Source organism: Parabacteroides sp. merdae-related_45_40 (assembly GCF_001915675.1).
This window is the reverse complement of the sequence record NZ_MNQY01000097.1, coordinates 1-23,566: the sequence shown is the minus strand read 5'-3', so window position 1 is coordinate 23,566 and position 23,566 is coordinate 1. Positions and strand designations below refer to the sequence as shown.

Annotated in this window: 20 protein-coding genes; 11 read left to right on the top strand and 9 right to left on the bottom strand. The window is 45.4% G+C overall.

Features of this window, described 5'->3' with window-relative positions:
• The 8 genes from BHV83_RS11365 to BHV83_RS11330 form a co-directional block, all read left to right on the top strand.
• Nucleotides 1-291, top strand: a 291-nt coding sequence (locus BHV83_RS11365; protein ID WP_286757533.1) for a peroxiredoxin, incomplete at its 5' end; no start/stop codon positions are given.
• Nucleotides 292-297: 6 nt separating this feature from the next.
• On the top strand, nucleotides 298-1,341 hold the full coding sequence (recA, locus tag BHV83_RS11360; protein ID WP_005636551.1) for a recombinase RecA: 1,044 nt from the start codon (nucleotides 298-300) through the stop codon (nucleotides 1,339-1,341).
• Between the two features lie 72 nt (nucleotides 1,342-1,413).
• On the top strand, nucleotides 1,414-2,373 hold the full coding sequence (locus tag BHV83_RS11355; RefSeq protein WP_005636550.1) for a GNAT family N-acetyltransferase: 960 nt from the start codon (nucleotides 1,414-1,416) through the stop codon (nucleotides 2,371-2,373).
• Between the two features lie 7 nt (nucleotides 2,374-2,380).
• Nucleotides 2,381-3,019 carry a PIG-L deacetylase family protein gene (locus BHV83_RS11350; RefSeq protein ID WP_022322566.1) on the top strand — a complete coding sequence of 213 codons (639 nt, stop codon included), beginning with the start codon at nucleotides 2,381-2,383 and terminating at the stop codon, nucleotides 3,017-3,019.
• Between the two features lie 14 nt (nucleotides 3,020-3,033).
• Nucleotides 3,034-4,350 carry a UDP-2,3-diacetamido-2,3-dideoxy-alpha-D-glucuronate deacetylase VimE gene (gene vimE / locus BHV83_RS11345; protein ID WP_122206196.1) on the top strand — a complete coding sequence of 439 codons (1,317 nt, stop codon included), beginning with the start codon at nucleotides 3,034-3,036 and terminating at the stop codon, nucleotides 4,348-4,350.
• On the top strand, nucleotides 4,347-5,588 hold the full coding sequence (locus BHV83_RS11340; RefSeq protein ID WP_122206195.1) for a glycosyltransferase family protein: 1,242 nt from the start codon (nucleotides 4,347-4,349) through the stop codon (nucleotides 5,586-5,588). The genes vimE and BHV83_RS11340 overlap by 4 nt, the downstream gene beginning before the upstream one ends.
• 5 nt (nucleotides 5,589-5,593) lie before the next feature.
• Nucleotides 5,594-6,721 (top strand): glycosyltransferase, encoded by a 1,128-nt coding sequence (locus BHV83_RS11335; protein ID WP_022322563.1) that lies wholly within the window; start codon nucleotides 5,594-5,596, stop codon nucleotides 6,719-6,721.
• Nucleotides 6,711-7,700, top strand: a complete 990-nt coding sequence (locus BHV83_RS11330) for a class I SAM-dependent methyltransferase (RefSeq protein WP_022322562.1) — start codon at nucleotides 6,711-6,713, stop codon at nucleotides 7,698-7,700. Before BHV83_RS11335 ends, BHV83_RS11330 begins: the two co-directional genes overlap by 11 nt.
• 76 nt (nucleotides 7,701-7,776) lie before the next feature.
• Here the strand turns inward: BHV83_RS11330 and BHV83_RS11325 are convergent, their stop codons facing one another.
• A complete protein-coding gene (locus BHV83_RS11325) occupies nucleotides 7,777-8,151 on the bottom strand; it encodes a 2-amino-4-hydroxy-6-hydroxymethyldihydropteridine diphosphokinase (protein ID WP_227945670.1) in 375 nt (124 codons plus the stop codon).
• 108 nt (nucleotides 8,152-8,259) lie between these two features.
• Between BHV83_RS11325 and feoB the strand changes: the two genes are divergently transcribed.
• The 3 genes from feoB (at nucleotide 8,260) to BHV83_RS11310 (ending at nucleotide 12,447) form a co-directional block, all read left to right on the top strand.
• Nucleotides 8,260-10,740 carry a ferrous iron transport protein B gene (gene feoB, locus BHV83_RS11320; RefSeq protein WP_122204659.1) on the top strand — a complete coding sequence of 827 codons (2,481 nt, stop codon included), beginning with the start codon at nucleotides 8,260-8,262 and terminating at the stop codon, nucleotides 10,738-10,740.
• Between the two features lie 288 nt (nucleotides 10,741-11,028).
• Nucleotides 11,029-12,036 carry an FAD:protein FMN transferase gene (locus BHV83_RS11315; RefSeq protein WP_005636537.1) on the top strand — a complete coding sequence of 336 codons (1,008 nt, stop codon included), beginning with the start codon at nucleotides 11,029-11,031 and terminating at the stop codon, nucleotides 12,034-12,036.
• 30 nt (nucleotides 12,037-12,066) lie between these two features.
• Complete coding sequence (locus tag BHV83_RS11310; RefSeq protein ID WP_122206194.1) at nucleotides 12,067-12,447, top strand: cyclic nucleotide-binding domain-containing protein; 381 nt, start codon at nucleotides 12,067-12,069, stop codon at nucleotides 12,445-12,447.
• On the opposite strand, the gene BHV83_RS11305 is transcribed toward BHV83_RS11310, so the two are convergent.
• From BHV83_RS11305 to BHV83_RS11270, 8 genes are all read right to left on the bottom strand, one after another.
• Nucleotides 12,444-14,828 carry a glycoside hydrolase family 31 protein gene (locus tag BHV83_RS11305; protein ID WP_122116398.1) on the bottom strand — a complete coding sequence of 795 codons (2,385 nt, stop codon included), beginning with the start codon at nucleotides 14,826-14,828 and terminating at the stop codon, nucleotides 12,444-12,446. The two genes, BHV83_RS11310 and BHV83_RS11305, sit on opposite strands and share 4 nt — an antisense overlap.
• A gap of 91 nt (nucleotides 14,829-14,919) precedes the next feature.
• Entirely contained in the window at nucleotides 14,920-15,510 is a 591-nt protein-coding gene (locus tag BHV83_RS11300) for a Maf-like protein (RefSeq protein ID WP_005636532.1), read from the bottom strand.
• Nucleotides 15,511-15,533: 23 nt separating this feature from the next.
• On the bottom strand, nucleotides 15,534-16,055 hold the full coding sequence (locus BHV83_RS11295) for a KdsC family phosphatase (protein ID WP_005636531.1): 522 nt from the start codon (nucleotides 16,053-16,055) through the stop codon (nucleotides 15,534-15,536).
• Nucleotides 16,048-16,815: a Rossmann-like and DUF2520 domain-containing protein gene (locus BHV83_RS11290; RefSeq protein WP_022322557.1), complete on the bottom strand. Its 768-nt coding sequence runs from the start codon at nucleotides 16,813-16,815 to the stop codon at nucleotides 16,048-16,050. Before BHV83_RS11290 ends, BHV83_RS11295 begins: the two co-directional genes overlap by 8 nt.
• The gene (locus BHV83_RS11285) at nucleotides 16,812-17,372 is read right to left on the bottom strand and encodes a nitroreductase family protein (protein ID WP_005636527.1); all 561 of its coding nucleotides are present in this window, start codon (nucleotides 17,370-17,372) and stop codon (nucleotides 16,812-16,814) included. Before BHV83_RS11285 ends, BHV83_RS11290 begins: the two co-directional genes overlap by 4 nt.
• A gap of 120 nt (nucleotides 17,373-17,492) precedes the next feature.
• Complete coding sequence (locus BHV83_RS11280; RefSeq protein WP_122204660.1) at nucleotides 17,493-18,863, bottom strand: efflux transporter outer membrane subunit; 1,371 nt, start codon at nucleotides 18,861-18,863, stop codon at nucleotides 17,493-17,495.
• A gap of 5 nt (nucleotides 18,864-18,868) precedes the next feature.
• Entirely contained in the window at nucleotides 18,869-21,997 is a 3,129-nt protein-coding gene (locus BHV83_RS11275) for an efflux RND transporter permease subunit (protein ID WP_005636522.1), read from the bottom strand.
• Nucleotides 21,994-23,160, bottom strand: a complete 1,167-nt coding sequence (locus BHV83_RS11270) for an efflux RND transporter periplasmic adaptor subunit (RefSeq protein WP_005636520.1) — start codon at nucleotides 23,158-23,160, stop codon at nucleotides 21,994-21,996. Before BHV83_RS11270 ends, BHV83_RS11275 begins: the two co-directional genes overlap by 4 nt.
• Between the last annotated feature and the right edge of the window lie 406 nt (nucleotides 23,161-23,566).

The following is a 23,566-nucleotide window of genomic DNA, read 5'->3' as shown; positions in this document are numbered from 1 at the left end:
AAGGAATTGCAAGCTGCTGGCTACGAAGTAGTGGGTGTCAGCAAAGACAGTGCCAAGTCTCATCAGGGATTTATCGCAAAACAGGAACTCCCTTTCAGCCTCATCGCTGATACGGATACGACCCTGCAACAGCAGTTCGGGGTTTGGGCAGAAAAGAAATTGTACGGACGTTCATACATGGGGACTCTCCGTACCACCTTTATTATAGATGAAGACGGTATCGTTACCAATATCATCGGCCCGAAAGAGGTGAAGACTAAAGACCATGCTAATCAAATCCTTAATCTATAAAAGGAAATGGCAAAAGAAGATTTATTCGAAGAAGGCAAACAGCCGGCAGCCGAGAAACCGGCTGTAAACGCAGACAAATTGAAAGCGCTTCGCGCAGCAATGGACAAGATCGAAAAAAACTACGGAAAAGGTTCGATCATGAAATTGGGTGACGAAAGCGTCGAAAATATCGAAGTGATCCCAACAGGTTCTATCGCCTTGAACGCAGCATTAGGTGTAGGCGGTTATCCTAAAGGCCGTGTGATCGAAATCTATGGACCGGAATCATCCGGTAAGACAACTCTTGCGATCCATGCGATTGCCGAGGCACAGAAAAATGGTGGTATTGCGGCATTTATCGATGCGGAACATGCTTTCGACCGTTTTTATGCAGAAAAGTTAGGAGTAGATGTCGAAAACCTGTGGATTTCCCAACCGGATAATGGCGAACAGGCACTGGAAATTGCTGAACAGCTAATCCGTTCATCTGCTGTGGATATTATCGTAATCGACTCGGTTGCCGCTCTGACTCCAAAAGCGGAAATCGAAGGCGATATGGGTGACAGCAAGATGGGACTACAGGCACGATTAATGTCCCAAGCACTTCGTAAGTTGACGGCTGCGATCAATAAGACTAACACGACATGTATATTCATCAACCAGCTGCGTGACAAGATTGGCGTGATGTTCGGCAATCCCGAAACGACAACCGGCGGTAATGCGTTGAAGTTTTATGCCTCTGTTCGTCTGGATATCCGCAGCATCGGTAAATTGAAAGACGGCGACGATATCAAAGGAAACCAAGTGCGCGTAAAAGTAGTCAAGAACAAGGTTGCTCCTCCTTTCCGGAAAGCAGAGTTCGATATCATGTTCGGTGAAGGTATCTCCAAAGCCGGTGAGATAATCGACCTGGGTGCAGAACTGAACATCATTAAGAAAAGCGGTTCGTGGTACAGTTACAACGACACTAAATTAGGACAGGGACGTGATGCCGCCAAACAATGCGTTGCCGACAATCCTGAACTGGCAGACGAATTGTCCGACCTGATCTTCGAAGCGTTAAAAGGATAAAATCAATGACACACAGATGATACGGATCAAGTCTGTAGTCATCTGTGTCCATGATTATACAGAAAATCATTCATGAACACAAAAGACAAATACCATTTGCTTTGCAACACTGAAACTAGTATTCCCATCTTTTCCCGTGACTGGTGGCTCGATACGGTTTGTGGCAAAGATAAATGGAAAGTCTTATTGGTTGAAGAAAAAGAAAGGATTACGGCAGCGATGCCACTTTATTGTCCTCGACAAGGTATTATCTCAATGCCATCCTACACACAAACAATGGGTCCTTGGTTCGCACCGGAATCCAAAGATACCAAATACACCAAAACTTTAGGCCACCGGCAAGTTTTATGCAAACAACTGCTAAACACGCTTAAAAGCTATCCGTATTTTATGCAAAATTTTCATTACGGAATCACCGACTGGCTACCATTCTATTGGGAAGGTTACCGACAAACAACACGCTACACCTATATGTTGAAGGATATCCGAAACACAAAAGCAATATTGGGAAATATGAGTTTCAATATCCGACGGAACATCACAAAAGCCAGAGACAAATATCATATCACAGTAAAAAAAGGAATTTCTATAGAAGAGTTCTTGTTGATACAGGCACAAACCTTCAAACGTCAACAGATCACCAACAAAGAAGATATGGAAGTTTTAATCAAACTGATCAATATTTGCCGAAAACGGGACCAGGGAGATTTATGGGGCGGTTATGACGAAAAAGGACGTTTGCATGCTGTCGCTTTTATCGTCTGGCAAGAAAGTTCCGCCTGGTATCTGGCTGGTGGAGGAAATCCGACTCTTCGGGAGTCCGGAGCACACAGTTTAATTTTGTGGGAAGCAATCCGTTATGTTTCACAATATACCGACACATTTGATTTCGAAGGTTCCATGATACCGGGAGTCGAACGTTTTTTCCGTGAATTCGGTGCAATTCAAACCCCCTTCTTCACAATAACCAAAGGAAAATTAAGTTTATTAAATAGAGCCTGTTTAAAAATAGGAAGGATAATAAACAGATAAATTATTTATGATATTAAACAGTTATAATAATATACTGGTTTTAGCCCCTCATACGGACGACGGGGAATTAGGACTGGGAGGAACCATAAGCAAACTTATCGAACTGGGAAAGAAAGTAACCTATGTCGCTTTTTCAACCGCTCAGCAGTCCGTACCCGAAGGTTTTCCGAAAGATATTTTGAAGACAGAAGTCAAGAAAGCGACTGCCCAATTGGGAATATCACCTGAAAACCTCATCATCTACAATTATGAGGTCCGTAAACTCGGATACGTCCGGCAGGAAATATTGGAAGAACTGATCCGCCTAAAAAAATCGAACAGCTTTGACTTGGTCTTTATCCCAAGCCTACACGACATTCACCAGGATCATACAACGATCGCCCAAGAAGGCCTACGCGCCTTCAAAAACACGACACTGCTGGGCTACGAGTTGATTTGGAACAATCTGACATTCAACACACAATGTTTCGTTGAACTGAATAGAGAGCACATTCAAGCCAAAGTCGAAGCATTAAAAGCATACGAATCACAAGGAACACGCGACTATCTATCCGAAGAGTTTATCTTTTCACTGGCAAAAACACGCGGTGTACAAGCTGGCTGTCCTTATGCTGAAGCATTCGAAGTAGTCCGTTTGTTCCTGTAAAGTTGAAAGACAGTATGAAAACCGTTATTTCCTATATTACCAAATTCCTGATAGGAGGAGAAAAGGCCGATGTATTAGCCAGTCTTGTCGGTTACACATCGGATCCCAACAAATTCTCCCGTTATCGCGTAGTCATCATCCCGTCCCCCTTTTTCCGGGATGAAGTTTACGGGACAGCCGAGTCCATACCCAAACTACCACTGGAAGAGATAGAAGGCATACCTCTGCTCTTCGGTTCTCCCAAAATAGAATGGCAGGGGGATACTTGGGTGGTACATGCCGATATCATCGCCAGTGCCTATTTTCTGCTGACGCGATATGAAGAAATACGGAAACGCAACATACGGGACATCCACGGTCGCTTCCTCGGAACAGAATCCCTACCCTTCAAAGCAGGATTCATTCATCGCCCGATAGTCGACGAATACGGTAAATTGTTGCGACGCTGGTTACGCCAAGCGCGTGTACAGTCAGCCGTCGAACTGCCCCCACACATACAAAAAGTATGGCTGACACACGATGTAGATGCTCCTTTCTTTTGCCGGACTTTCCGCAACCTGATACGAGAAACGATTAAAGGCACAGGGCTGAAACATGCCTGGAAGATGTTTCACGGTCCGTTACAGGAAGATCCGTTCTACACATTTCCCTGGCTTGTAAAACAACGAAACAAATTAAAGGCCGTTATCGGAAAACACTGTTGTGAATCTCTGTTTTTTATCAAGTCAGGTGGCTCATCCGTTTATGACAAGCCTCATTATAAACTACATTCAAAGGACTTACAAGAGCTTTTGCTCTTTTGTAAAACCGAAAAAGTACAGATTGGACTGCATACCAGTTACGATGCCGGTAAAACACCGGCACTCATCTCAACAGAAAAAGAATTGTTGGAGAGACAAACCGGAAAATCGGTCACTTACAATCGGCATCATTATCTGGCCTCACGCGAACCGGAAGATATGGTATGGTTGGAAAAAGCAGGTATTACAGATGATTTCACGATAGGCTATCCGGATGTTGCCGGTTTTCGCCTCGGCACATCTCGTCCGGTACATTGGATTAATCCTGAGAATAAACGTATCTCGCCACTTATTCTCCACCCATTGGCAATCATGGAATGCAGCCTGAACGAACCTGTTTATATGAATCTCGACTATGAGGGGGCACTTGCCTACTCAACACAACTCATCAAACAGGTGGCATCTGCCAACGGCGAACTGGTGTTGCTCTGGCATAACGACTCCATCACCACCCGGATCAAGCCGAATGTCTCTGTCGACTGGCAACGAAAACTATTCGCCGCCATCATTGAAGAATTGATAAAATCATGAAGATACTGATATTATGTGATATGTTTCCCCCTGCATTCGGACCGCGAATGGGCTATTTATGCAAATATATGAGGCGGGCCGGATGGGAACCTGTCGTTGTCACTGAGCAAATCGATGACAGCACGTTCTCTTTCCTGAAAGGAGAAACGCCTGTCACATATGTAAATTTCTTTCATTCCAAAGGGAAAATCCTCCAAAAGTTAGAGTGGATATGCGTATTCATACTCGATTATTTTTTCCATTATAAAGACAAGAAGATGGCAAAAGCCGCCTCCCGTTTACTGGAAGAAGGGGAATATGCCGGTATCCTGTGCAGTTCATACCGAACTTTCCCCTTGCCGGCCGCCCAATATATAGCAGAGAAATATCATCTGCCGTTAGTAATCGACCTTCGAGACATAGTCGAACAATATGCTTCCAACGAATATATCGCTCATAACTTCCGTACCTTTTCCTGGTTGGATAGAAAGATCACGGAAATATTCCGTCATAAATTATTGCGGGACAGAAATAATGCATTGAGAAAGGCGGATCAGGTCACGACCATTTCCCCCTGGCATGTGGAAAAACTTCAAGCATACAATCCTAACACAGAGTTGGTTTACAACGGTTACGATCCAGAGCTCTTCTATCCTGAACAACATCGGACCTCTCAATTCGTCATCACCTATACCGGACGTTTGATTAGCTTGGCGACACGTGACCCTCGATTGCTTTTCGAGGCCGTTAGCCGGTTAGATCATGAAAAGCTCATTGATCCGGACCAGTTCCGCATCCAATGGTATGTCGACGCCGGATCAAAAGCGATCATCATGCAGGCAGCAACCGCTTACCCAGTCGCCCGGTATATGGACTTTTTCGACTATGTTCCCGCTTCCGAGATTCCCGGCGTGTTAAACCGCAGTTCCATTCTGCTGCAACTCGCCAATACCTTTGCATCCGACGGACCAAAAGGATTTATGACGACCAAGCTTTTCGAATCGATGGCTGTCGGGAAACCTTTACTCTGTGTAAAGAGTGACGAAAGTTGCCTCGAAGCTACCATCCGGAATACCCGTTCCGGACTGGCAGCCCGGACAGCCGAAGAAGCTTTTCGTTTTATCCTGCACCATTATCAGTTCTGGCAGGATAATGGGTACACACACATAAATACGGATAAGGAAGCAGTGGAACGTTTCTCCCGTAAAAAACAAGCTGAACAATTTATGCGTATCTTTACCCGACTAAACAGCAAATGACAGACATGGAAAGGTATCTGAACATTATAGCTTTCAATATTCCCTGGCCTGCTAACTACGGGGGAATCATTGATGTATATTATAAGATAAAAGCTCTGCACCAGTGCGGTGTGAAGATCATCTTACACTGTTTCGAATACGAACGTGCCCATTCGCCCGAACTGGAAGCCATCTGCGAAAAGGTATTTTATTACAAGCGACATACAGGGCTACGTACCAATATAACCCTGCTGCCTTATAACGTATACAGCCGCAAGCATCCTGAACTGATCGCCAATCTGTTGAAGAACGATTACCCGATCCTGTTCGAAGGACTCCATTGCTGTTATTACATAAACGATCCGCGACTACACAACCGGAAAAAGATTTACCGGGAAGCAAATATCGAACACGACTATTATTATCACCTGGCACAGGCAGAGAGCCATCCGATCAGGAAAAGCTTCTTCCGGATAGAGGCTTGGCGATTCAAACATTATCAGAAAATACTGAAACATGCCGATCTGATGATTGCCGTTTCAACAACCGATGCTGACTACCTCCGGCACCAGTTCCCCGACAAACCGGTCGAATTCATGCCTTGCTTTCACACCAACAACCAAATTACGGTCAAGCCGGGTTCTTCCGATTTTATCCTCTATCATGGTAAACTATCCGTAATAGAGAATACACAAGCAGCCCTCTTTCTTATCCGGAACGTGTTCAGTAAACTGGACTGCCGTTGCATCATTGCCGGTATGAATCCGCCGGCTTCTTTGTTGAAAGCGGCAGCTCCCTATCCGAATATCCATATCGAAGCCAATCCGTCAGAAGAACAGATGAACGACTTGATACACAATGCACAAATACATGCCTTGATTACTTTTCAGGCAACCGGATTGAAACTAAAACTACTGAACAGCCTGTTTGCCGGACGCCATACAGTGGTCAACCGACTGATGATAGCAGGTAGCGGACTGGAATCGCTCTGCCATATCGCCGACACTCCGGACGAAATGGTCTGCATCTGTCGGAAATTGATGCATACCGATATGGCTCCGGAGTCGATCGAGCAGCGCCGCGACTTTCTTTATCCGACTTATTCCAATCAATATCAAGGCGAACACCTCTTACATTTGATCTATGAAGTATGATATCCGACAAGCAGCACAAGCGTTGATTAGCCAACTAAAGGCTATCGATTACGAACGATTGCCTATCAGTAAATATAACAAACGTTATATTGCCCGGCTGAAACCAGTTTTATCCTATTACATGAAAATCTATGCGGACTGTCTCCTTAAAGGACTGGAATCTATCGGTAGCTCACCGGAGGAGATAACACTTATCGACTATGGTGGCGGAAGCGGCTTCCTGAGTATACTTGCTAAACAAGCCGGAATCGGCCGAGTCATCTACATCGACCTCAATCCGGATTCCGTCGATACGATCCGCATCTTGAAAGAGCTGGTCAATACAGGACCTGACATTATTCTTCATGGAGACTCAGACACCTTAGCAGATTGGTGCTCGGCAAATAAAGTCAAGCCACAATTGCTGATCGCGACCGACCTGATCGAACATGTTTACGACCTGTCGGCTTTTTTCGCCAATTTGGTTGCCATCGACAACAAGATGCAAATGTTGTTTACAACGGCCTCTACACCTTTTAACCCGTATGTGAAAAGAAGGCTGCATCGGCTTATGACCATTTGGGAAAAGGAATATTATGCTTTACGTCTGCATTATATCCAACTGCACTTTCCGGCCCTTTCCCCTGCCGAAGCGAAAGAAGCTGCACGAAAGACGCGCGGACTTACCTTCCCACATATCCACAAGGCTGTCAAGACCGGTTCCTATCCTCTATTGAAAGATGCTTTCAACACCTGCGATCCACGAAACGGGAATTGGACAGAACGCATCTTACCCATCGAAACATATCGCTCGCTGGCAAAACCTTTCGGTTATCAAGTCCGGATAGGAAAAGGTTTCTACAACACGGATCGCTCCAACCCGATCTCCACATTCATTTGCTTAGGTATCAACGGTCTGATCAGGATCAGCGGAAAAGCTGGTTTCCTATTTGCCCCGTTTATAACCCTGCACCTACAGAGCGATAACAAAGGACGATAAGTTACAATAACCAAAGCTATGGGTTACGACGCTTAAAGCTATGCATTAGCCATCGTAAAGCTATGGGTTATGTCTCCTAATCCGCAACAGACCGGAAGAGTAGTTGCACATACTCCTTTTCCCAATCGGCAGGTTTCAGGATTGTTCCATTCCATAAAAGCAGGTCTATATCGATCGGAATCTTCCCTTTCTGCTTACTGTCCGACATGCGTCCCAATCGTTTTTCCATCGCCTTCACAGCCCGCCTCACCTCTTCCAGCGAAGCATTCGTACCGGCAACAGCCACTTGGTTCAAGAATAAGCCGGAATCGGATAAACCTATCGGCTCCGTATAAATCGCTTCAGAGAACCGGATCGATCCGAAATAAGCACGCAACAGACTGGCCGCCGACTTTAGATTCGCCTCGCAATCCGTATTGGACCCCAAACATAATATAACATTGTTCCACATAGTCATATTTTAAAGCCTTTACGGAGACAAAACTAACAAAAAAATACCTACAATACGGTATTGACCATATTACCATTTCATGCTACCTTTGCGCAAGATTTTAAAAAGATGAGACTATCAGAACTTCGTACAGGCGAAAAAGGGGTTATAGTAAAGGTAATGGGACGCGGAGCATTCCGCAAGCGCATTATCGAAATGGGGTTTATCAGAGGAAAAGAGGTTGATGTCATCCAGAACGCACCGCTTAAAGATCCTATACACTACCGTGTAATGGGTTACGACGTTTCATTAAGACGAAACGATGCGCAAATGATAGAAGTCGTCAGTGTGGCTGAATTCATAGAAGCCAGTACCGGAAAACCGGAAAACCGCCCGGTGGATTCTTATATCCAAACATCTGGCAAGAGTTTACAGGCTATGGCCATGCACAAAGGTAAAACCATCAATGTCGCATTAGTCGGAAATCCCAATTGCGGTAAAACATCTTTATTCAATTTCGCATCCGGTGCACACGAGCATGTCGGTAACTACAGCGGCGTGACAGTCGACGCCAAAGCCGGGACATTCCATCAGAATGGCTATACCTTCAAAATCGTAGACTTGCCGGGGACCTATTCCCTATCGGCTTACACCCCTGAAGAACTCTATGTTCGCAAGCATCTGAATGAAGAACAGCCAGACATCGTAATCAATGTAGTCGATGCATCCAACTTGGAACGCAATCTGTATCTGACCTGCCAACTGATCGATATGGACGTACGTATGGTTATCGCCCTCAACATGTACGACGAACTGGAACGACACGGAAATAAGTTCGACCATAACTCTCTCTCAAGGATGATCGGTACGCCGATTGTTCCGACCATCAGTAAGACCGGCTTCGGTATCGAAGAACTTTTCAACCGCGTCATAAAGGTCTACGAAGAAGAAGATCCCGTACTCCGCCATATCCATATCAATTATGGTGATGTATTGGAAAAGGCCATTTATCCAGTAAGGCATGCTTTGAAACTGAACGGAAATGTATCCAAAAGTCTTTCCAAGCGCTACCTTGCCATCAAGTTGCTAGAAGGCGATCCGGAAGTGGAATCATTCGTCAAGTCAATGCCTGGTTCCGAAACAGTCATCCACGAACGCGACCGCAATGTCGCTCAAATCGAAACCCTTCTGAAAGAAGATTGTGAGACAGCCTTCACCAATGCCCGCTACGGTTTTATTTCCGGTGCACTGCGTGAGACCTACGAGCAAAACAAAATAAAAGAAGCGACAAGCACCCAAATCATCGATCTGTTCGTAACCCATAAAGTGTTGGGGTTCCCGATCTTCATCCTTTTCATGTGGATCATGTTCGAAGCCACTTTCCGCTTGGGAGAATACCCGATGGAATGGATCGAATCGTTTGTTGGCTGGATCGGAGAGTTTGTACGTGGAAACATGAGCGAAGGCCCGTTGAAGGATTTACTGGTCGATGGCATTATAGGAGGCGTGGGAGGCGTTATCGTATTCCTGCCCAACATATTGATACTGTATGCCTTCATTTCTTTTATGGAAGATTCCGGCTACATGGCGCGCGCCGCTTTCATCATGGACAAGATCATGCATAAGATGGGGCTACACGGCAAATCGTTTATCCCGCTTGTGATGGGCTTCGGGTGCAACGTGCCGGCTATCATGGCATCTCGTACGATCGAAAGCCGTAACAGCCGGATGATCACCATGCTGGTAAACCCGTTAATGAGCTGTAGTGCCCGCCTTCCGGTGTATGTCCTGCTGACAGGTGCTTTCTTCCCCCAGACGGCCGGAACGGTCATGCTGATCCTCTATGCTTCGGGTATTCTGCTTGCCGTCTTAATGGCACGTCTGTTCAAGCGCTTCCTTTTTAAGGACGAAGATGTACCTTTCGTGATGGAACTTCCTCCTTACCGCATGCCGACAGGTAAATCAATTATGATTCATATGTGGGAAAAAGCCAAGCAATATCTGCACAAGATGGGGGGGGTCATCTTGATCGCTTCTATCATCATCTGGTTCTTGGGATATTTTCCTCGTCATTCGGAAAACGGAGATGTTTTTGAGAAGCAGATTGCCGAAGTGGAACAGTCCGACACGAACCCGGAAGACAAAGCGGAAACCATCGCTGAACTAGAACGCCTGAAATCGATGGACCATCAGCAGAAATCCTACATCGGTCGTATCGGCCAAGCCATACAACCGATACTCCATCCACTGGGTTTCGACTGGAAGATGAGTGTCAGCCTATTGACCGGTATGGCCGCCAAAGAAGTCGTCGTCAGCACACTGAGTGTCTTATATACAGGAGAGTCGGATGATAGCCAGGTCTTGACCGAACGATTAAAACAGGATAAAAATGCCGAGGGAGAATTGGTCTTTACACCTTTGGTCGCACTGAGTTTCATGCTCTTTGTCCTGATCTATTTCCCTTGTATCGCTACAATATCGGCCATTGTCCACGAATCCGGCTCCTGGAAATGGGGTATATTTGTAATTGTTTATACTTGCGTACTTGCGTGGTTCGTCTCATGTGTAGTCTATCAGACAGGGCACTTCTTTATGAACCTGTTTAATTAATACACCTTCTTTATGTGGCAGGAAATAGCAGTTTTCATCATCGGCCTTATCGTTATTTTCTATATCGGAAAGAAAATATATAAGTTCTTTACACATCCCACCGGAACAGACAATCCTTGTCAAGGATGTCCGGGATGTGCATTAAAGAACAAAATCCGAAACAACTGTATCTGACTTCTCTACCCAAAAACAAGAGATTCGAGGAAGTATATTATTTTGCTATTTTATACAGATAAAGTAGTACTCAAAGATTTACACTATCTTTGCAACCGACTAAACAATAGAAAAATGCATAAGAAAATTTATTTATCAGTTATTTTAGGAATTCTGTTCTTTGTCTCGTGTAAAGACAAAAAACAATATTACGAAGAAAGTGGTACCGTGTTTCATACCCTATATACGATCAAATATGAAGCGCCCCATATTTTAACAGATAAAATCGATGCCGAGTTGCAAAAGTTCAACCTGTCCTTGAATCCCTTCAACCCAAATTCGATCATCGCAAAAGTGAATAATAACGAAGCGGTGGAAGTAGACGAATGGTTCACGGAGGTATTTAACAAGTCGATGGAAGTTTCCCGCAATTCAGATGGTGTTTTCGATATCACCTGTGCCCCTCTGGTTAATCTTTGGGGGTTCGGTTTCAATAAAAAGGACAGTGTGACACCTGCTATGATCGACAGCCTCAAAACTTTTGTAGGCTACCGAAAAGTACATCTGGAAGGCAAAAAGGTCGTGAAAGACGATCCCCGTCTGCTATTGAACTGCTCCGCCATAGCCAAAGGATATTCCTGTGACGTGATCGCCCGCCTGCTTGAAAAAGAAGGAGTGGAAAACTATATGATTTTGATTGGAGGCGAAGTGGTAGTAAAGGGTGTCAATCAGAATGGCGTATGCTGGCGTACCGGTATAAATCTCCCGGAAGACGATCCGGACGGCATCAAAAATAATTATGACGAAATCGTCCAACTATGTAAAAAAGGCGCGATTGCCACTTCAGGCAATTATCGCAACTTTTATATCAAAGACGGTAAAAAATATGCCCATACAATCGATCCACGTACCGGTTATCCAGCCGAACAAAGCGTGTTGAGCGCAACAATCGTTGCTAATGACTGTATGACTGCCGATGCTTACGCCACTGCATTTATGGCAATGGGCTTGGAAAAAGCCCGGCAAATGGCAGATTCCTTACCTGAGATCGAATACTATGTGATATACGCTGACGAAAATGGGAAGCATCAGATTGAATACTCAAAAGGGATGCTTCAGTATCTGCCTAAACGGAAACAATGATAAGTTCGGATAATTCCTGATTGATTAAATATGACAAGAAACGTCCTGAACCAGTTTGAATGTAAAATAGGAAAAGCGGGCGAAATTTTATGTAATACGGATGACACCGGCAATGTCTTATTGTTTGTCTCTTCCGGAAAACTGGTCATCTATAATCAAAACCAGACGCCGGTTGCCGATGTGGACGAAGGACATTTTGTATTACTGCCTGCCGAAAAATCATTTATTGCTATAGCCATCACATCGACACGACTCATACTCATGCATGCCGGTCCGCTTTCCGAAATGATAACAGACGATCCGGAATGGAATCCGAATCGTCCTGTCATACTCCCTATCTGTCCATCTTTAGCTAAAACCCTATACATAATCGAATATTATCAAAATGAAAAGCGAAGCGAACTGAACTAACGAAGCATAGCTTTTATCAACTCGTTATTTTCCTGATGCAAACTGAAACGTACCTTGTGATCGTCGCCATACTGCCAATCCATTATCGGAACATTGTTTACTAGCACTTCCGACGGGCGCTGCGGAGCGTCGATCTCCAATTCGTATGTCCGTGCTTTGCACATGCCGTTATACGATCCTTCCACTGGGAAAACAGTAAACTCTACTATCCGCTCGCTCTGCTTACATTCAAAACGGGTTGTAGCAATCGCTCCATTTTCATAATCATATGTTTTACCATCATCTTCATACATCGTATAGGAAGAGACATCTTTGGGAAATACTTTCACCATCAAAGTATCCAACGGTTCCTCCCCAATGAATTGCATATCTTTTTGGAACGGTATGATCGCCCCTTCACGTACGAACAGCAACCCTGCACGGTTATCAGGTATTGCATGCTTGATTTCCCTACCGCCAGCCAATTTTTCACCTGTCCAAAAGTCAAACCAGTTCCCTTTCGGCAAGTAGATCGAATCACTGAAGATACCGACCAGAAAACTTTGGCCAAACATATACTGATAGACCATATCATCCGTCTTACGGTCATCAGGAAACATCAAAGGCATGGAGCGTACAATCGGCATACCGGTCTGTGCCCCTTCCAATGCTGCCGAATAAATATAGGGCATCAACGCATAACGCAACTTCACATAATCCCGGTACATTTTCTTTTCTTTCTCTGGGAAATAGAATGGTTGATGCAACGAATACCAACTATTGATCTGCACCCATGGCAAGAAGAGGCCGAAATGAAGACTCTGCAGTTCCTCGTCCTTATTGACATTCATCACGTCGCAAGAAGTATTGAGAAAACCGCTCATACCCAAGTTCAACTGGTCGAACAGAGCCGTACGCCCTCCCCCGTTATCACCGCTGGTGGAAGCGCTCCAATGCTGCGTTCCCGACCACCCGGCAGTATAATGATGCCAAGAACGGAGTCCAGTGTGTTCACGCATCATCTTATACATCTGCTTCGGCAAAAGAATCTGGTTCAAGTTATGCATCTCTTTATCGGTGTGTCCGTTATAATACTTGAAATTCGGATGTTCGTCTATCGTACGTGCCGGGTCCATCTTGAAACCGTCTACACCATTATCCACAAAGTTCTTCAAATGATCCATCCAGTGCTCCTGCCCGGAAAGAGGCTTCCCCATCGCCTTCGCCAACGCATCCTCCTCCGGAACGCTCAGATCATACTCGATACAGAGCCAAAGCCCCATGTGATACCCCATCCCATGCAGACGGCCGATAAGCAGCCGATGGTTTTCTTTCTTCGGATAGCGAGTAGAATCCCAATAAGCTTCAGCCGAAAACTTCTGATAGTTCCATTTCTTTTTAGTCGAGAAATCATAACGTTTCTCCATCCATTGCGGTTCGAGCCAGAATAAGTCGCAAGGGACACCCATCTCACGGAAACGTACAGCATCATTCAAAATATCGAATTGGTCTTCCAGCATATTCGGACCGAAACACAATCCGTATGCATATTTCGGCAACAAGTAAGGCCGACCGGTAATAGCCGTATAATAGTTGATCACATCGGGCATCGAATTACCGAACATCAAATAGAAATCCACCTCGTCCGTCGTATTATAGATTGAGAAAACATCCGACTGGTAGTTGCCGATATCAAAGAAATTTTTCCGTGTCGTGTTGTTGAAAATACCCCAATTTTCGGAACTGATCATAAAAGGCATCGGAATCTCGGTATGCTGGTAAGTAGTCCACATACGCAACAGTTCGCCCCGATGTTGAATATGGTCGCGACTGGTACTGCCACCACCATAGAAACGTTCACCGTCTTTCAGCGAGATCGAAAGGATACTGGTGTTCTTGTAATCGCCGGTTTCCGCCTGGTCTTTCATGTTTCCCGGATTTTTGTCGTCACCGATGATCGTTCCATTGTTGGGGACTTTCATGTCCTTGTATTTGGCATTGATCACTTCTCCCAGCTCAATGCACAACGGATCGGCAGAAGTAAGAAAGACTACTTTCTCGATAATCACCCGCCCTTTCCGGTCAGAAACAGATATAGCACCGGTCTTTTTATCAACTTTCAGTCGATAAGCGCCGGTCGATACTTCAAACTGCTGTTTATTGTCTTTCGGGGAAACCGGAACCGGGTCCCAATCCGTCTTAATAATTCCGTAACGTTGCATCAACGACTCAGAAAAGGTTGAACGAGGAGTAACCCGAATCCGGAATATCCCATCCGTACAAACTTCCACATTCATGTTCAGCCCATTCTGTAAACAAACATCGAATGACTGTTTCTCCCCTGCAGCAAAAGCGGATTGCAGGAAAAACAGACATACAAGCAAATAATAGATCTTTTTCATGATATTTAAAAGTTAATACCACAAAAATACAGACTTCCTATTCGCCTTACCTTCAATAAATCATCTTAAAACATAGAATTTTGTCCAATCTTCAGAACTTCTTCAACTCTTGATAAAGCAGCCTGACCGGTAACCCCATCACGTTATAAAAACTGCCATTGATGGCTTCGACTGCCACGTACCCGATCCATTCCTGTATGCCATAGCTACCGGCTTTATCAAACGGACGATATTTATCGACATAGTAGACGATCTCGTCATCATCCAGCCTGGCAAAGCAGACGGTCGATGAAGCGGAAAAAGAAACCGTTTTTTCTTTTGTCGTAATACAAACACCGGTAATCACCTCATGTACATGCCCGGACAGTTTCCGAAGCATGGCGATAGCATCTTCGCGATCTTTCGGTTTTCCTAAAATTTCACTGAAAGTCCACACAATCGTATCGGCAGTGATCAACAATTCGTCTGCCGACATGGAAGAGATGTAGGCTTCCGCCTTTTTCCTAGCGATATAGACCGGAACCTCGTCCGACCGCAACGTTTTGGGAAAGGATTCATCTATATCCGGGATCGTCTGTACTTCAAAGTCAATATCCAATCCCGCCAGCAATTCGCGTCTCCGGGGAGAATTGGAACCTAATACGATTTTATATTGACTCAAGTTAGGGAGTATGCTTTTCATTATCCTATTTTATCAGTTTAGTTCTACCAGCCGAAAGCCTCGTCACCCATCCAGTGGCCTTGAGCTCTCATGACTTGTTCGATTACATCGCGGGCAACGCCAGCCCCCCCATTCTTGTGGGAGATATATTTGGCGATACGCTTGATCTCAGGAGCCGCATCAGCGGGTGCTACCGGCAGGCCGACCATTGTCATCACTTCGTAGTCAGGAATATCGTCCCCGGCATACATAACCTCTTCAGGCTGCAGACCAGTCTTTTCCAGAAAATCCCGGTAATCGTGGACTTTTACTGCACTCTTCATATATATATGAGTAATGCCGAGACGCGAAAAGCGGATCTGTACCGCTTCCGTATAGCCTCCGGTAATGATGGCTACGTGATAGCCTTTCTTGACAGCGAGCTGCAAGGCATAGCCATCTTTTATATTAACGGTACGCATAGGGTCGCCATTCGGATGCAACGGGATTACATCACAGGACAAAACACCGTCTACATCAAAGACAAAAGCCTTTATCTTACTCAGATCATAATTGATACTACTCATGTTGTGCCTCCTTATGTATGCTTTGACTGATCAGCCGGTAGATCGACCGCATATCGGAATCCCCCAACATAGCCAAATGTTTATTAATCACATTCTCATCATATCGGATAGCCGGACCAGTCTGTGCCACCCTCGGCGGCATCGTATGTATCTTGGCTGCCGTCTCGTCGATAAGTGGCAACAAGACATCAGCCGGTATATCCTGTTCTTCTAATAATTTAACAGCCAACGCATAAATATGGTTGGTAAAATTACAGGCAAAAACAGCTGCCAGGTGTAAACTTTTACGTTTGTCGGACGACAGGAAACGGATATTTCCCGAAAGTTTCTCCGCCAAATGTTGCAATTTGCCAGCATTTTCAGACGTATTAGCTTCAAGAAAAAAAGGGATCACGTTGAAATCTACCTCCCGTGTTTTACTAAACGTCTGCATCGGATACAGGACTCCATAATTGGCCGTATGGCCGTTGAAAACATCCATCGGCATACTGCCTGCCGTATGCACCCACAAGCCCTCATTCGGCCTGACACGAGCAATCACATCCGCCAAAACCGTATCTTTTAAAGAAAAGACATACAGGTCAGCATCCGTATCGACAGTTTCGGGATCAGTTGTCCAGGGACAGCCCAACAGAGCAGCCAGCTGCTGTGCATTTTCCGGCGTATGGCTATACACCTGCCCGATCTGCATCCCTTTGCGATGCATTTCGAGCGACAAGCGCGTCGCCAAGTTGCCAGAGCCTAAAAAAATGATTTTCATACTTTCCCCTGTTCGTTTTCAATTGGCATACGGAAAGTTCCGAGATGTATCTTTTCCCATTGCAGATGCGATTCGTCAAACGGCTTACGTTCCTGATCCTTATATCCGATACCGATGATGGACAAAACGTCCAGTTGGTAAGGTACATCGAGAAGTCCTCGCACATACTGCGCGGCGTCCGTATCGTCTTCCATCTGCCGGTTGCGTATTTGGCACCAACAACTGCCCAGTCCCAAATCTTCAGCCTGCAATTGCATATAGATGGAGGCAATCGAAGCATCTTCTACCCAAACATCGCTTTCCATTACATTCGCCAGTACAACAACAGCCAACGCGCAATCTTTCAGGAACGCAGCACCTGCCGGTTTGCATACTGACAACTTGGCCAACATTTCCTTATCCTCCACGACAACAAACTGCCAGGGATTTTTCCGTTTGGAAGCCGGTGCCATCAAAGCGGCTTTCAATATCATTTCCACCTGCTCCGGATTCAGTAACTGATCCGTGAATTTACGGGTACTTTTTCTGCTCTTTATTAATGTTGCGAAACTTTCCATTTATATTTTACTTTATTGATTGCGAAAGAGAAAACAAAGATAATGAGATTTTCGGTACAAAAAAAGCCCCTTTTCCTCTGATTGATCAAAGGAAAAGGGGCTTTCAGAAATAAGCCGGCTTTATTCCCAGCCTCCTCCTAACGCTTTGTAAAGATAGACCGTTGACAGCAGTTCGTCAAGCATCGCCTTGTTCAGACTGAGTTGGGCGTCAAGCAAACCACGCTGGGCATCAAGAACGTCCATATAGCTGGTGACACCGTTGATATACTGCAATTGTGCCAGCTGAAGGTAAGTATCAGCAGCATTGAGCAATTTCTCGTATGACATGCGAACCTCCTTTGCCTTGCGGATCGTGACAATTGCATTGTTGACTTCCTTAAAAACACTGAGCACGCTCTTCTGGTAATTATATACTTCCTGCTCATAGCGAGCACGGGCCGCCTTCAGCTTCGCTTTGTTCTTACCCATAGCAAACAACGGTTGCAGCAAATCGCCAGCAAGGAACCAAGCAGGACTCTTAATGAAATTCGTCAGTTCTTCGTTTTCAAAACCCAAATTACCAGTCAAGCTGATCTTTGGAAAAAGATCGGTTTGAGCCACTCCTACCCTAGCATTCGCTTCACGCAGTTTCTGCTCGGCTTGCCGCATGTCCGGACGTCGTTCTAGCAAGGAAGAAGGCAAACCGACCGGCAATGTCTCCAGCAAATGCTGTTCACGTAAAGGCAATCCACGCGGGATATCCCCCGAATACTGTCCAAGCAGGAAAGCAAGGTCATTCTCCTTTATTTTGATCTTCTGTTCAAGTGAAGGAAGCAAGGTCTCCGTACGTGCCAGTTCCACCTGTGCCTGGCTATAGGACGTCTCGGAAGTCAGACCACCTTCGAAGCGCAGTTTGGCTAAGCGGACGCCTTCGCGACGGGCAGCCAATGTATGGCGTACGATATCTTGTTCCTGATCGAGTGCACAAAGTTCATAATAAGCAGCAGCCACTTCCGCTACCAATGTCATCTGCAAGGCGTGACGTGCTTCCACCGATTGCAGATAGGCAGCAATTCCCGCTTCGTTTGCCCAACGAAGATTCCCCCACAGGTCCAATTCCCACGAGAGAGCCAGTTTGGCTCCGTATTCAGGATCAGGTTTTGGGTTATCACCTCCGTAATTCAAGCGTTCTTTCTGTCCATAAATCCGGGCTCCTATTTCCGGGAACTGATCGGCAAAGGTGATCCGTTTCGAAGCAATCATCTCCTTAACCTTCGCAACAGCGATCTTCATGTCTTTATTATTATCGAGAGCGATGGTAATCAGACGTTGCAAAGTCGTATCGACATACAGGCTCTGCCAAGAGATGCTGTCTATCGAAGCTGTATCCGCTCCTGCCACAATCTCTTCCGGAAGATCCAGTTCCGGACGAGCGTACTTCTTGCCGATCTTGCAGGAAGGAAGAGCCAACGCAAGGGACAGGACTATGAATATATAGATATTTCGTTTCATTGTAATTATTTGCTTATTGTTCGATGAAGAATACGTTCCATTCTGACTTTACCTTTTATCTTGTAAATCAAGACAAAGAAGAAAGGAACCAAAACGATCCCGACTGTGATAGCAACTAGCATCCCGAAAAACACACCGGTACCGATACTGTGGCGTGAAGCAGAACCCGGTCCGCTTGCCAATACCATCGGAAGCATACCCAGAACAAATGCCAATGAGGTCATCAGGATCGGACGAAAACGCATTCGGGCGGCATGAAGGGCAGCCTTGACAACCTCAACTCCGGAATCGACCTGTATTTTGGCAAACTCGACGATCAAGATCGCATTCTTTGCTGCCAAACCAATCAACGTCACCAAGCCGATCTGGAAATAAATGTCGTTGTGCAGGCCCGTCACCCATATTCCAAGGTAAGCTCCCAATGCTGCAACCGGCAATGAAAGCAGTACTGCGATCGGTACGATCCAGCTTTCATATTGGGCAGCTAGAAAAAGGAAGACGAAAAGAAATACCAGCGCCAACACGAATCCAGTCTGTCCACCGGCCTTTTTTTCCTGATAAGAAAGTCCGCTCCATTCCAGCCCGATATTCTCAGGCAGATGCTCGCGGGCAATCCGCTGCATGGCGGCCATTGCTTCGCCAGAACTATATCCAGGAGCGGCAACAGCACTAATAGCAGCAGTCGTAAACATATTAAAACGTTTGATCGTTCCCGGTCCTGTTGTATAGCTGGTCGTTCCTAAGGCTGTTAATGGAACCATCGAACCGTTCTGTGCACGGACAAAAAACAGGCCAAGATTATCACGCGTTGCACGATATGGTGCCTCCGCCTGAATATATACCTTATATATACGGTTGAACATGTTGAAATCGTTCACGTAGACGGAACCTAAATAAGCTTTCATAGTTGAGAAGATATCCGTCAACGGGATACCGAGAAACTTCGCGCGGTCGCGGTCTACATTGAAGTAGAGCTGCGGAATCTCCGACTGCAAGGCAGAGGACACACCTGTCAGTTCCGGCGCTTGTGATGCATAGAGCATAAAAGTGTCGGTAGCCGCCACTAAGTTTTCCCAACTGGCATCACCACGGGCCTCAAGTTGCATTTCCAAACCTCCGCTCTCTCCTAATCCTGGAATTACAGGAGGACGGTTCAGATAGGCCAATATCTCCGGATAATATAAGAACTCTTTACGGCATTGTTCCATTACATCTTCCACTCCCATGTTGGAAGATTTGCGTTCCTCCCAAGGCTTCAGAATAACGGTCAGGGTAGAACGGCTCTGCGAAGTTCCGACACGTGCGCTGCTACCGGTCACATTTTGCACATATGCGACAGCCGGCAGACTTTCAATGAAAGCGATGGCTCGATCTGTAATTTTACGCGTACGTTCCAAAGTCGCCCCTTCGGGCATCACCAGTTCGACAGTAAAGAACCCTTGGTCTTCTTCAGGAATAAAGCTGGTCGGGATTACCCGATTCAACACAAAGATGAACACGATTACCATTCCGAAACCGGCCAGGATGCGCCTTGGATTCCGAATCGCTTTTTCCAGTAAATGGCCGTATTTATTATTTCCTTTGGCCAACCAAATATTGATTTTACGGAAAACAATATTTTTTTTCTTCCTGTTCGGACGTAGAATAATCGCACACATGGCAGGGCTCAACGTCAATGCCACGACTGTGGATAACAGTACGGAAACTACGATCGTAATGGAGAACTGACGGTACAAAGCTCCAGTAATTCCGCTCAAAAAACTAACAGGAACAAACACGGCCGCCAACACCATAGAGGTAGCGATTAAGGCTCCCGACAATTCGTGCATGGCTTTATGAGTAGCCTCGCGTGCCGTCAGATGCTCTTCATGCATCAAACGTTCCACGTTTTCCACCACAACAATAGCATCATCCACTACAATACCGATTGCTAGAATCAAACCTAACAAAGTCAACATATTGAGTGAGAACCCCATGATCAGCATAAAACCGAATGTTCCGATCAAAGAGATAGGAACAGCAATTGTCGGGATCAAGGCCGCACGCCAGTTCTGCAAAGATAGGAATACCACCAATACGACCAAGAACAGAGCTTCAAATAAGGTTTTATATACCTCGTGGATAGACTGCGATATATATTCGGTTGCATCGAAAGGAAACTTATATTCCAACCCTTCTGGAAAATTCTGGCTGATTTCTTTCATCGCCTCCTTTACATTCGTAGCTACTTCCAGTGCATTGGCTCCCGGCAACATATAGATAGCAAGTATAGCCGCATTTTTTCCATTCAGTCCACTTTCCGTCGAATAAGAAGAGGCTTCAAGTGAAACTCTTGCCACATCACGAATACGGACAATAGAGCCGTCTGGGTTGGCACGGACTACAATATCTTCGAACTCCTTTACCGTAGACAAACGTCCTCTGGCAGTAACAGGCAAAGTGATATCGACATCCAATACTGGTTGTTTTCCCAACTCACCGGCTGCAGACTCGCTATTTTGCTCTTTCAGGGCATTTTGCAAGTCCTTTACTGTCAACCCCATATTCGCCAAACGATCCGGATAAACCCAGATTTGCATACCGTAATAACGGCTACCGACATTCGAAACACGGCCTACACCGGGAATACGACGCAATACATCCAACACGTTAATAGTCGCAAAATTACTCAAATAGATTTCGTCAAAACGAGGATCATCCGAAAGTAGACTCAATGTCATCAACTGACTGGCTGATTGTTTTTCTACCGTGATACCGTTCTGCACAACGTCTGCTGGCAAACGAGACTCCGCCAGTTTCACACGGTTCTGGATCTCTACTGCCGAAAGGTCTGGATTCGCATTCACATCGAATGTTACAGTGATAGTCAGACCTCCCGAATTAGAGCTACTGCTTTGCATATAGATCATACCCGGCGTACCGTTCAACTCCTGTTCGATAGGAGTCGCAACAGCCTGCGATACTGTCATGGCACTTGCACCTGGATACGAGGCGCTAATTTTAACAACCGGTGGAGTGATCTGCGGATACTGGTCCACCGGCAACATCACCAACCCGATAATCCCGACAATAACAATTACCAAAGAAAGCACTGTCGAGAAAACGGGACGATCTATAAAAAATCCCGGTTTCATTCCTCTTCCTCCTCTGCCCTTAATGCTTCAATCGCTTTATCGTCACCCGCCTGTATCGGCTGTACCAACATTCCGGGAACTAACTTATGATAGCCTTCTATTACGACTTGTTCATTTTCACCCAATCCACGTTCTATAACAATGTTATTTCCGATTTCCGGCCCAGTCTGCACAAAACGCTTTTCTGCTACATTATCCCGGCGGACTACATAAATGAAAGCTCCTCCTTTCTCTATGGAAATAGCCTTACGGGGAACAACAATCGCACGTTCACGGACATCCAACAAGAGTTTCACTTTTGTGAACTGCCCTGGGAGAAGTTTCTGGTTCGGATTGGAAAGTTCAGCACGCACCCCGAATGTTCCAGTCTGCGGATCAACAATCGGATCGGCAAAATCCACTATCCCTTTAACAGGATATTCGGAATCATCGGCTAAGGTAACTGTTACGGTCGGTTGCCAGGAGCGGGATGTGTCCTGCTCTCCGAATTTAATATTACGACGTTCGGCACGCAGATAATCTAATGCAGTCATTTTAAAGTCTACTAAAACAGTATCACTCTTTACTACAGCTGCCAATTTAGAGTTTACACCAGGACCGACCAAGGCGCCAACATCCACAAAACGTTCGCTGATATATCCGGCCAGCGGAGAGGTTACAGTCGTATAACTCAATTCAAGTTGGGCCTGATCCAGATCGGCTTTACTCATGGCAATATCCGCCTCTGCATCTCCTAACGATGCTAATGCATTGTCCAAATCCAATTGGCTGGCAGCATGCTGCTCGTACAAAGGCTGCAAACGTTCTACATCGCGTTTAGCTTTTGCAGCTTGTGCTTCGTTCTTTTTCAGCTGTGCTTTAGCTTTCTCTACCTTTGCCTTATAAAGAGCCGAATTAATAATGAAAAGAGGTTCATTCTGCTTAACTTCCTTTCCTTCCACAAACAACATCTTTTCCAGATAACCCTCAACGCGGGCATGTATCTCCACGAACCGAGCTGCCCGAATGCGTCCGACATATTCACCAAAGATCTGTACATCTTCCTTTGCCGGTTTATCAACAATCACGAGAGGCTTCAAAGGTTCATCCTTATGTCGGCATCCTGTTGCTAACACTATCAAGGCTAAAAACACAGCCCCTTTAACCAATCTTTCTCCTACCATCTTCTAATATCTATAATTGACATTTAAACTTGCTATATATATCTATCTCTAAATTAAGACATGAAATAATCGTACCACTGTTTCAATCAAGATGCTAAAAAACATTATACAGCTTATTTATAAGATAATACCTTCTATACAAAATAGCTTGTTACCTAAATCACAATCCATATATGTAGAATTATTCCACATTCTTCCTAAAAAAATCCCCAATTATGTTACCCAATACCAAACAGTCCTCCGGAAAGAATCCTTCAACATATAAAACAGAAAAAGGAGTCAGGCTTACGACTGACTCCTCCTCTTAGAGAACTTTCGCTCTCACTCCTAAAAAACGGCGGCTATCTACTCTCCCACTTTTACGCAGTACCATCGACGTGGTTGGGCTTAACTTCTCTGTTCGGAA

Excerpts from the sequence above, each read along its gene's own strand:
- recA (WP_005636551.1), top strand. The coding sequence starts at position 298 with ATGGCAAAAGAAGATTTATTCGAAGAAGGCAAACAGCCGGCAGCCGAG.
- BHV83_RS11355 (WP_005636550.1), top strand. The coding sequence starts at position 1,414 with ATGAACACAAAAGACAAATACCATTTGCTTTGCAACACTGAAACTAGT.
- BHV83_RS11350 (WP_022322566.1), top strand. The coding sequence starts at position 2,381 with ATGATATTAAACAGTTATAATAATATACTGGTTTTAGCCCCTCATACG.
- vimE (WP_122206196.1), top strand. The coding sequence starts at position 3,034 with ATGAAAACCGTTATTTCCTATATTACCAAATTCCTGATAGGAGGAGAA.
- BHV83_RS11340 (WP_122206195.1), top strand. The coding sequence starts at position 4,347 with ATGAAGATACTGATATTATGTGATATGTTTCCCCCTGCATTCGGACCG.
- BHV83_RS11335 (WP_022322563.1), top strand. The coding sequence starts at position 5,594 with ATGGAAAGGTATCTGAACATTATAGCTTTCAATATTCCCTGGCCTGCT.
- BHV83_RS11330 (WP_022322562.1), top strand. The coding sequence starts at position 6,711 with ATGAAGTATGATATCCGACAAGCAGCACAAGCGTTGATTAGCCAACTA.
- BHV83_RS11325 (WP_227945670.1), bottom strand. The coding sequence starts at position 8,151 with ATGTGGAACAATGTTATATTATGTTTGGGGTCCAATACGGATTGCGAG.
- feoB (WP_122204659.1), top strand. The coding sequence starts at position 8,260 with ATGAGACTATCAGAACTTCGTACAGGCGAAAAAGGGGTTATAGTAAAG.
- BHV83_RS11315 (WP_005636537.1), top strand. The coding sequence starts at position 11,029 with ATGCATAAGAAAATTTATTTATCAGTTATTTTAGGAATTCTGTTCTTT.
- BHV83_RS11310 (WP_122206194.1), top strand. The coding sequence starts at position 12,067 with ATGACAAGAAACGTCCTGAACCAGTTTGAATGTAAAATAGGAAAAGCG.
- BHV83_RS11305 (WP_122116398.1), bottom strand. The coding sequence starts at position 14,828 with ATGAAAAAGATCTATTATTTGCTTGTATGTCTGTTTTTCCTGCAATCC.
- BHV83_RS11300 (WP_005636532.1), bottom strand. The coding sequence starts at position 15,510 with ATGAAAAGCATACTCCCTAACTTGAGTCAATATAAAATCGTATTAGGT.
- BHV83_RS11295 (WP_005636531.1), bottom strand. The coding sequence starts at position 16,055 with ATGAGTAGTATCAATTATGATCTGAGTAAGATAAAGGCTTTTGTCTTT.
- BHV83_RS11290 (WP_022322557.1), bottom strand. The coding sequence starts at position 16,815 with ATGAAAATCATTTTTTTAGGCTCTGGCAACTTGGCGACGCGCTTGTCG.
- BHV83_RS11285 (WP_005636527.1), bottom strand. The coding sequence starts at position 17,372 with ATGGAAAGTTTCGCAACATTAATAAAGAGCAGAAAAAGTACCCGTAAA.
- BHV83_RS11280 (WP_122204660.1), bottom strand. The coding sequence starts at position 18,863 with ATGAAACGAAATATCTATATATTCATAGTCCTGTCCCTTGCGTTGGCT.
- BHV83_RS11275 (WP_005636522.1), bottom strand. The coding sequence starts at position 21,997 with ATGAAACCGGGATTTTTTATAGATCGTCCCGTTTTCTCGACAGTGCTT.
- BHV83_RS11270 (WP_005636520.1), bottom strand. The coding sequence starts at position 23,160 with ATGGTAGGAGAAAGATTGGTTAAAGGGGCTGTGTTTTTAGCCTTGATA.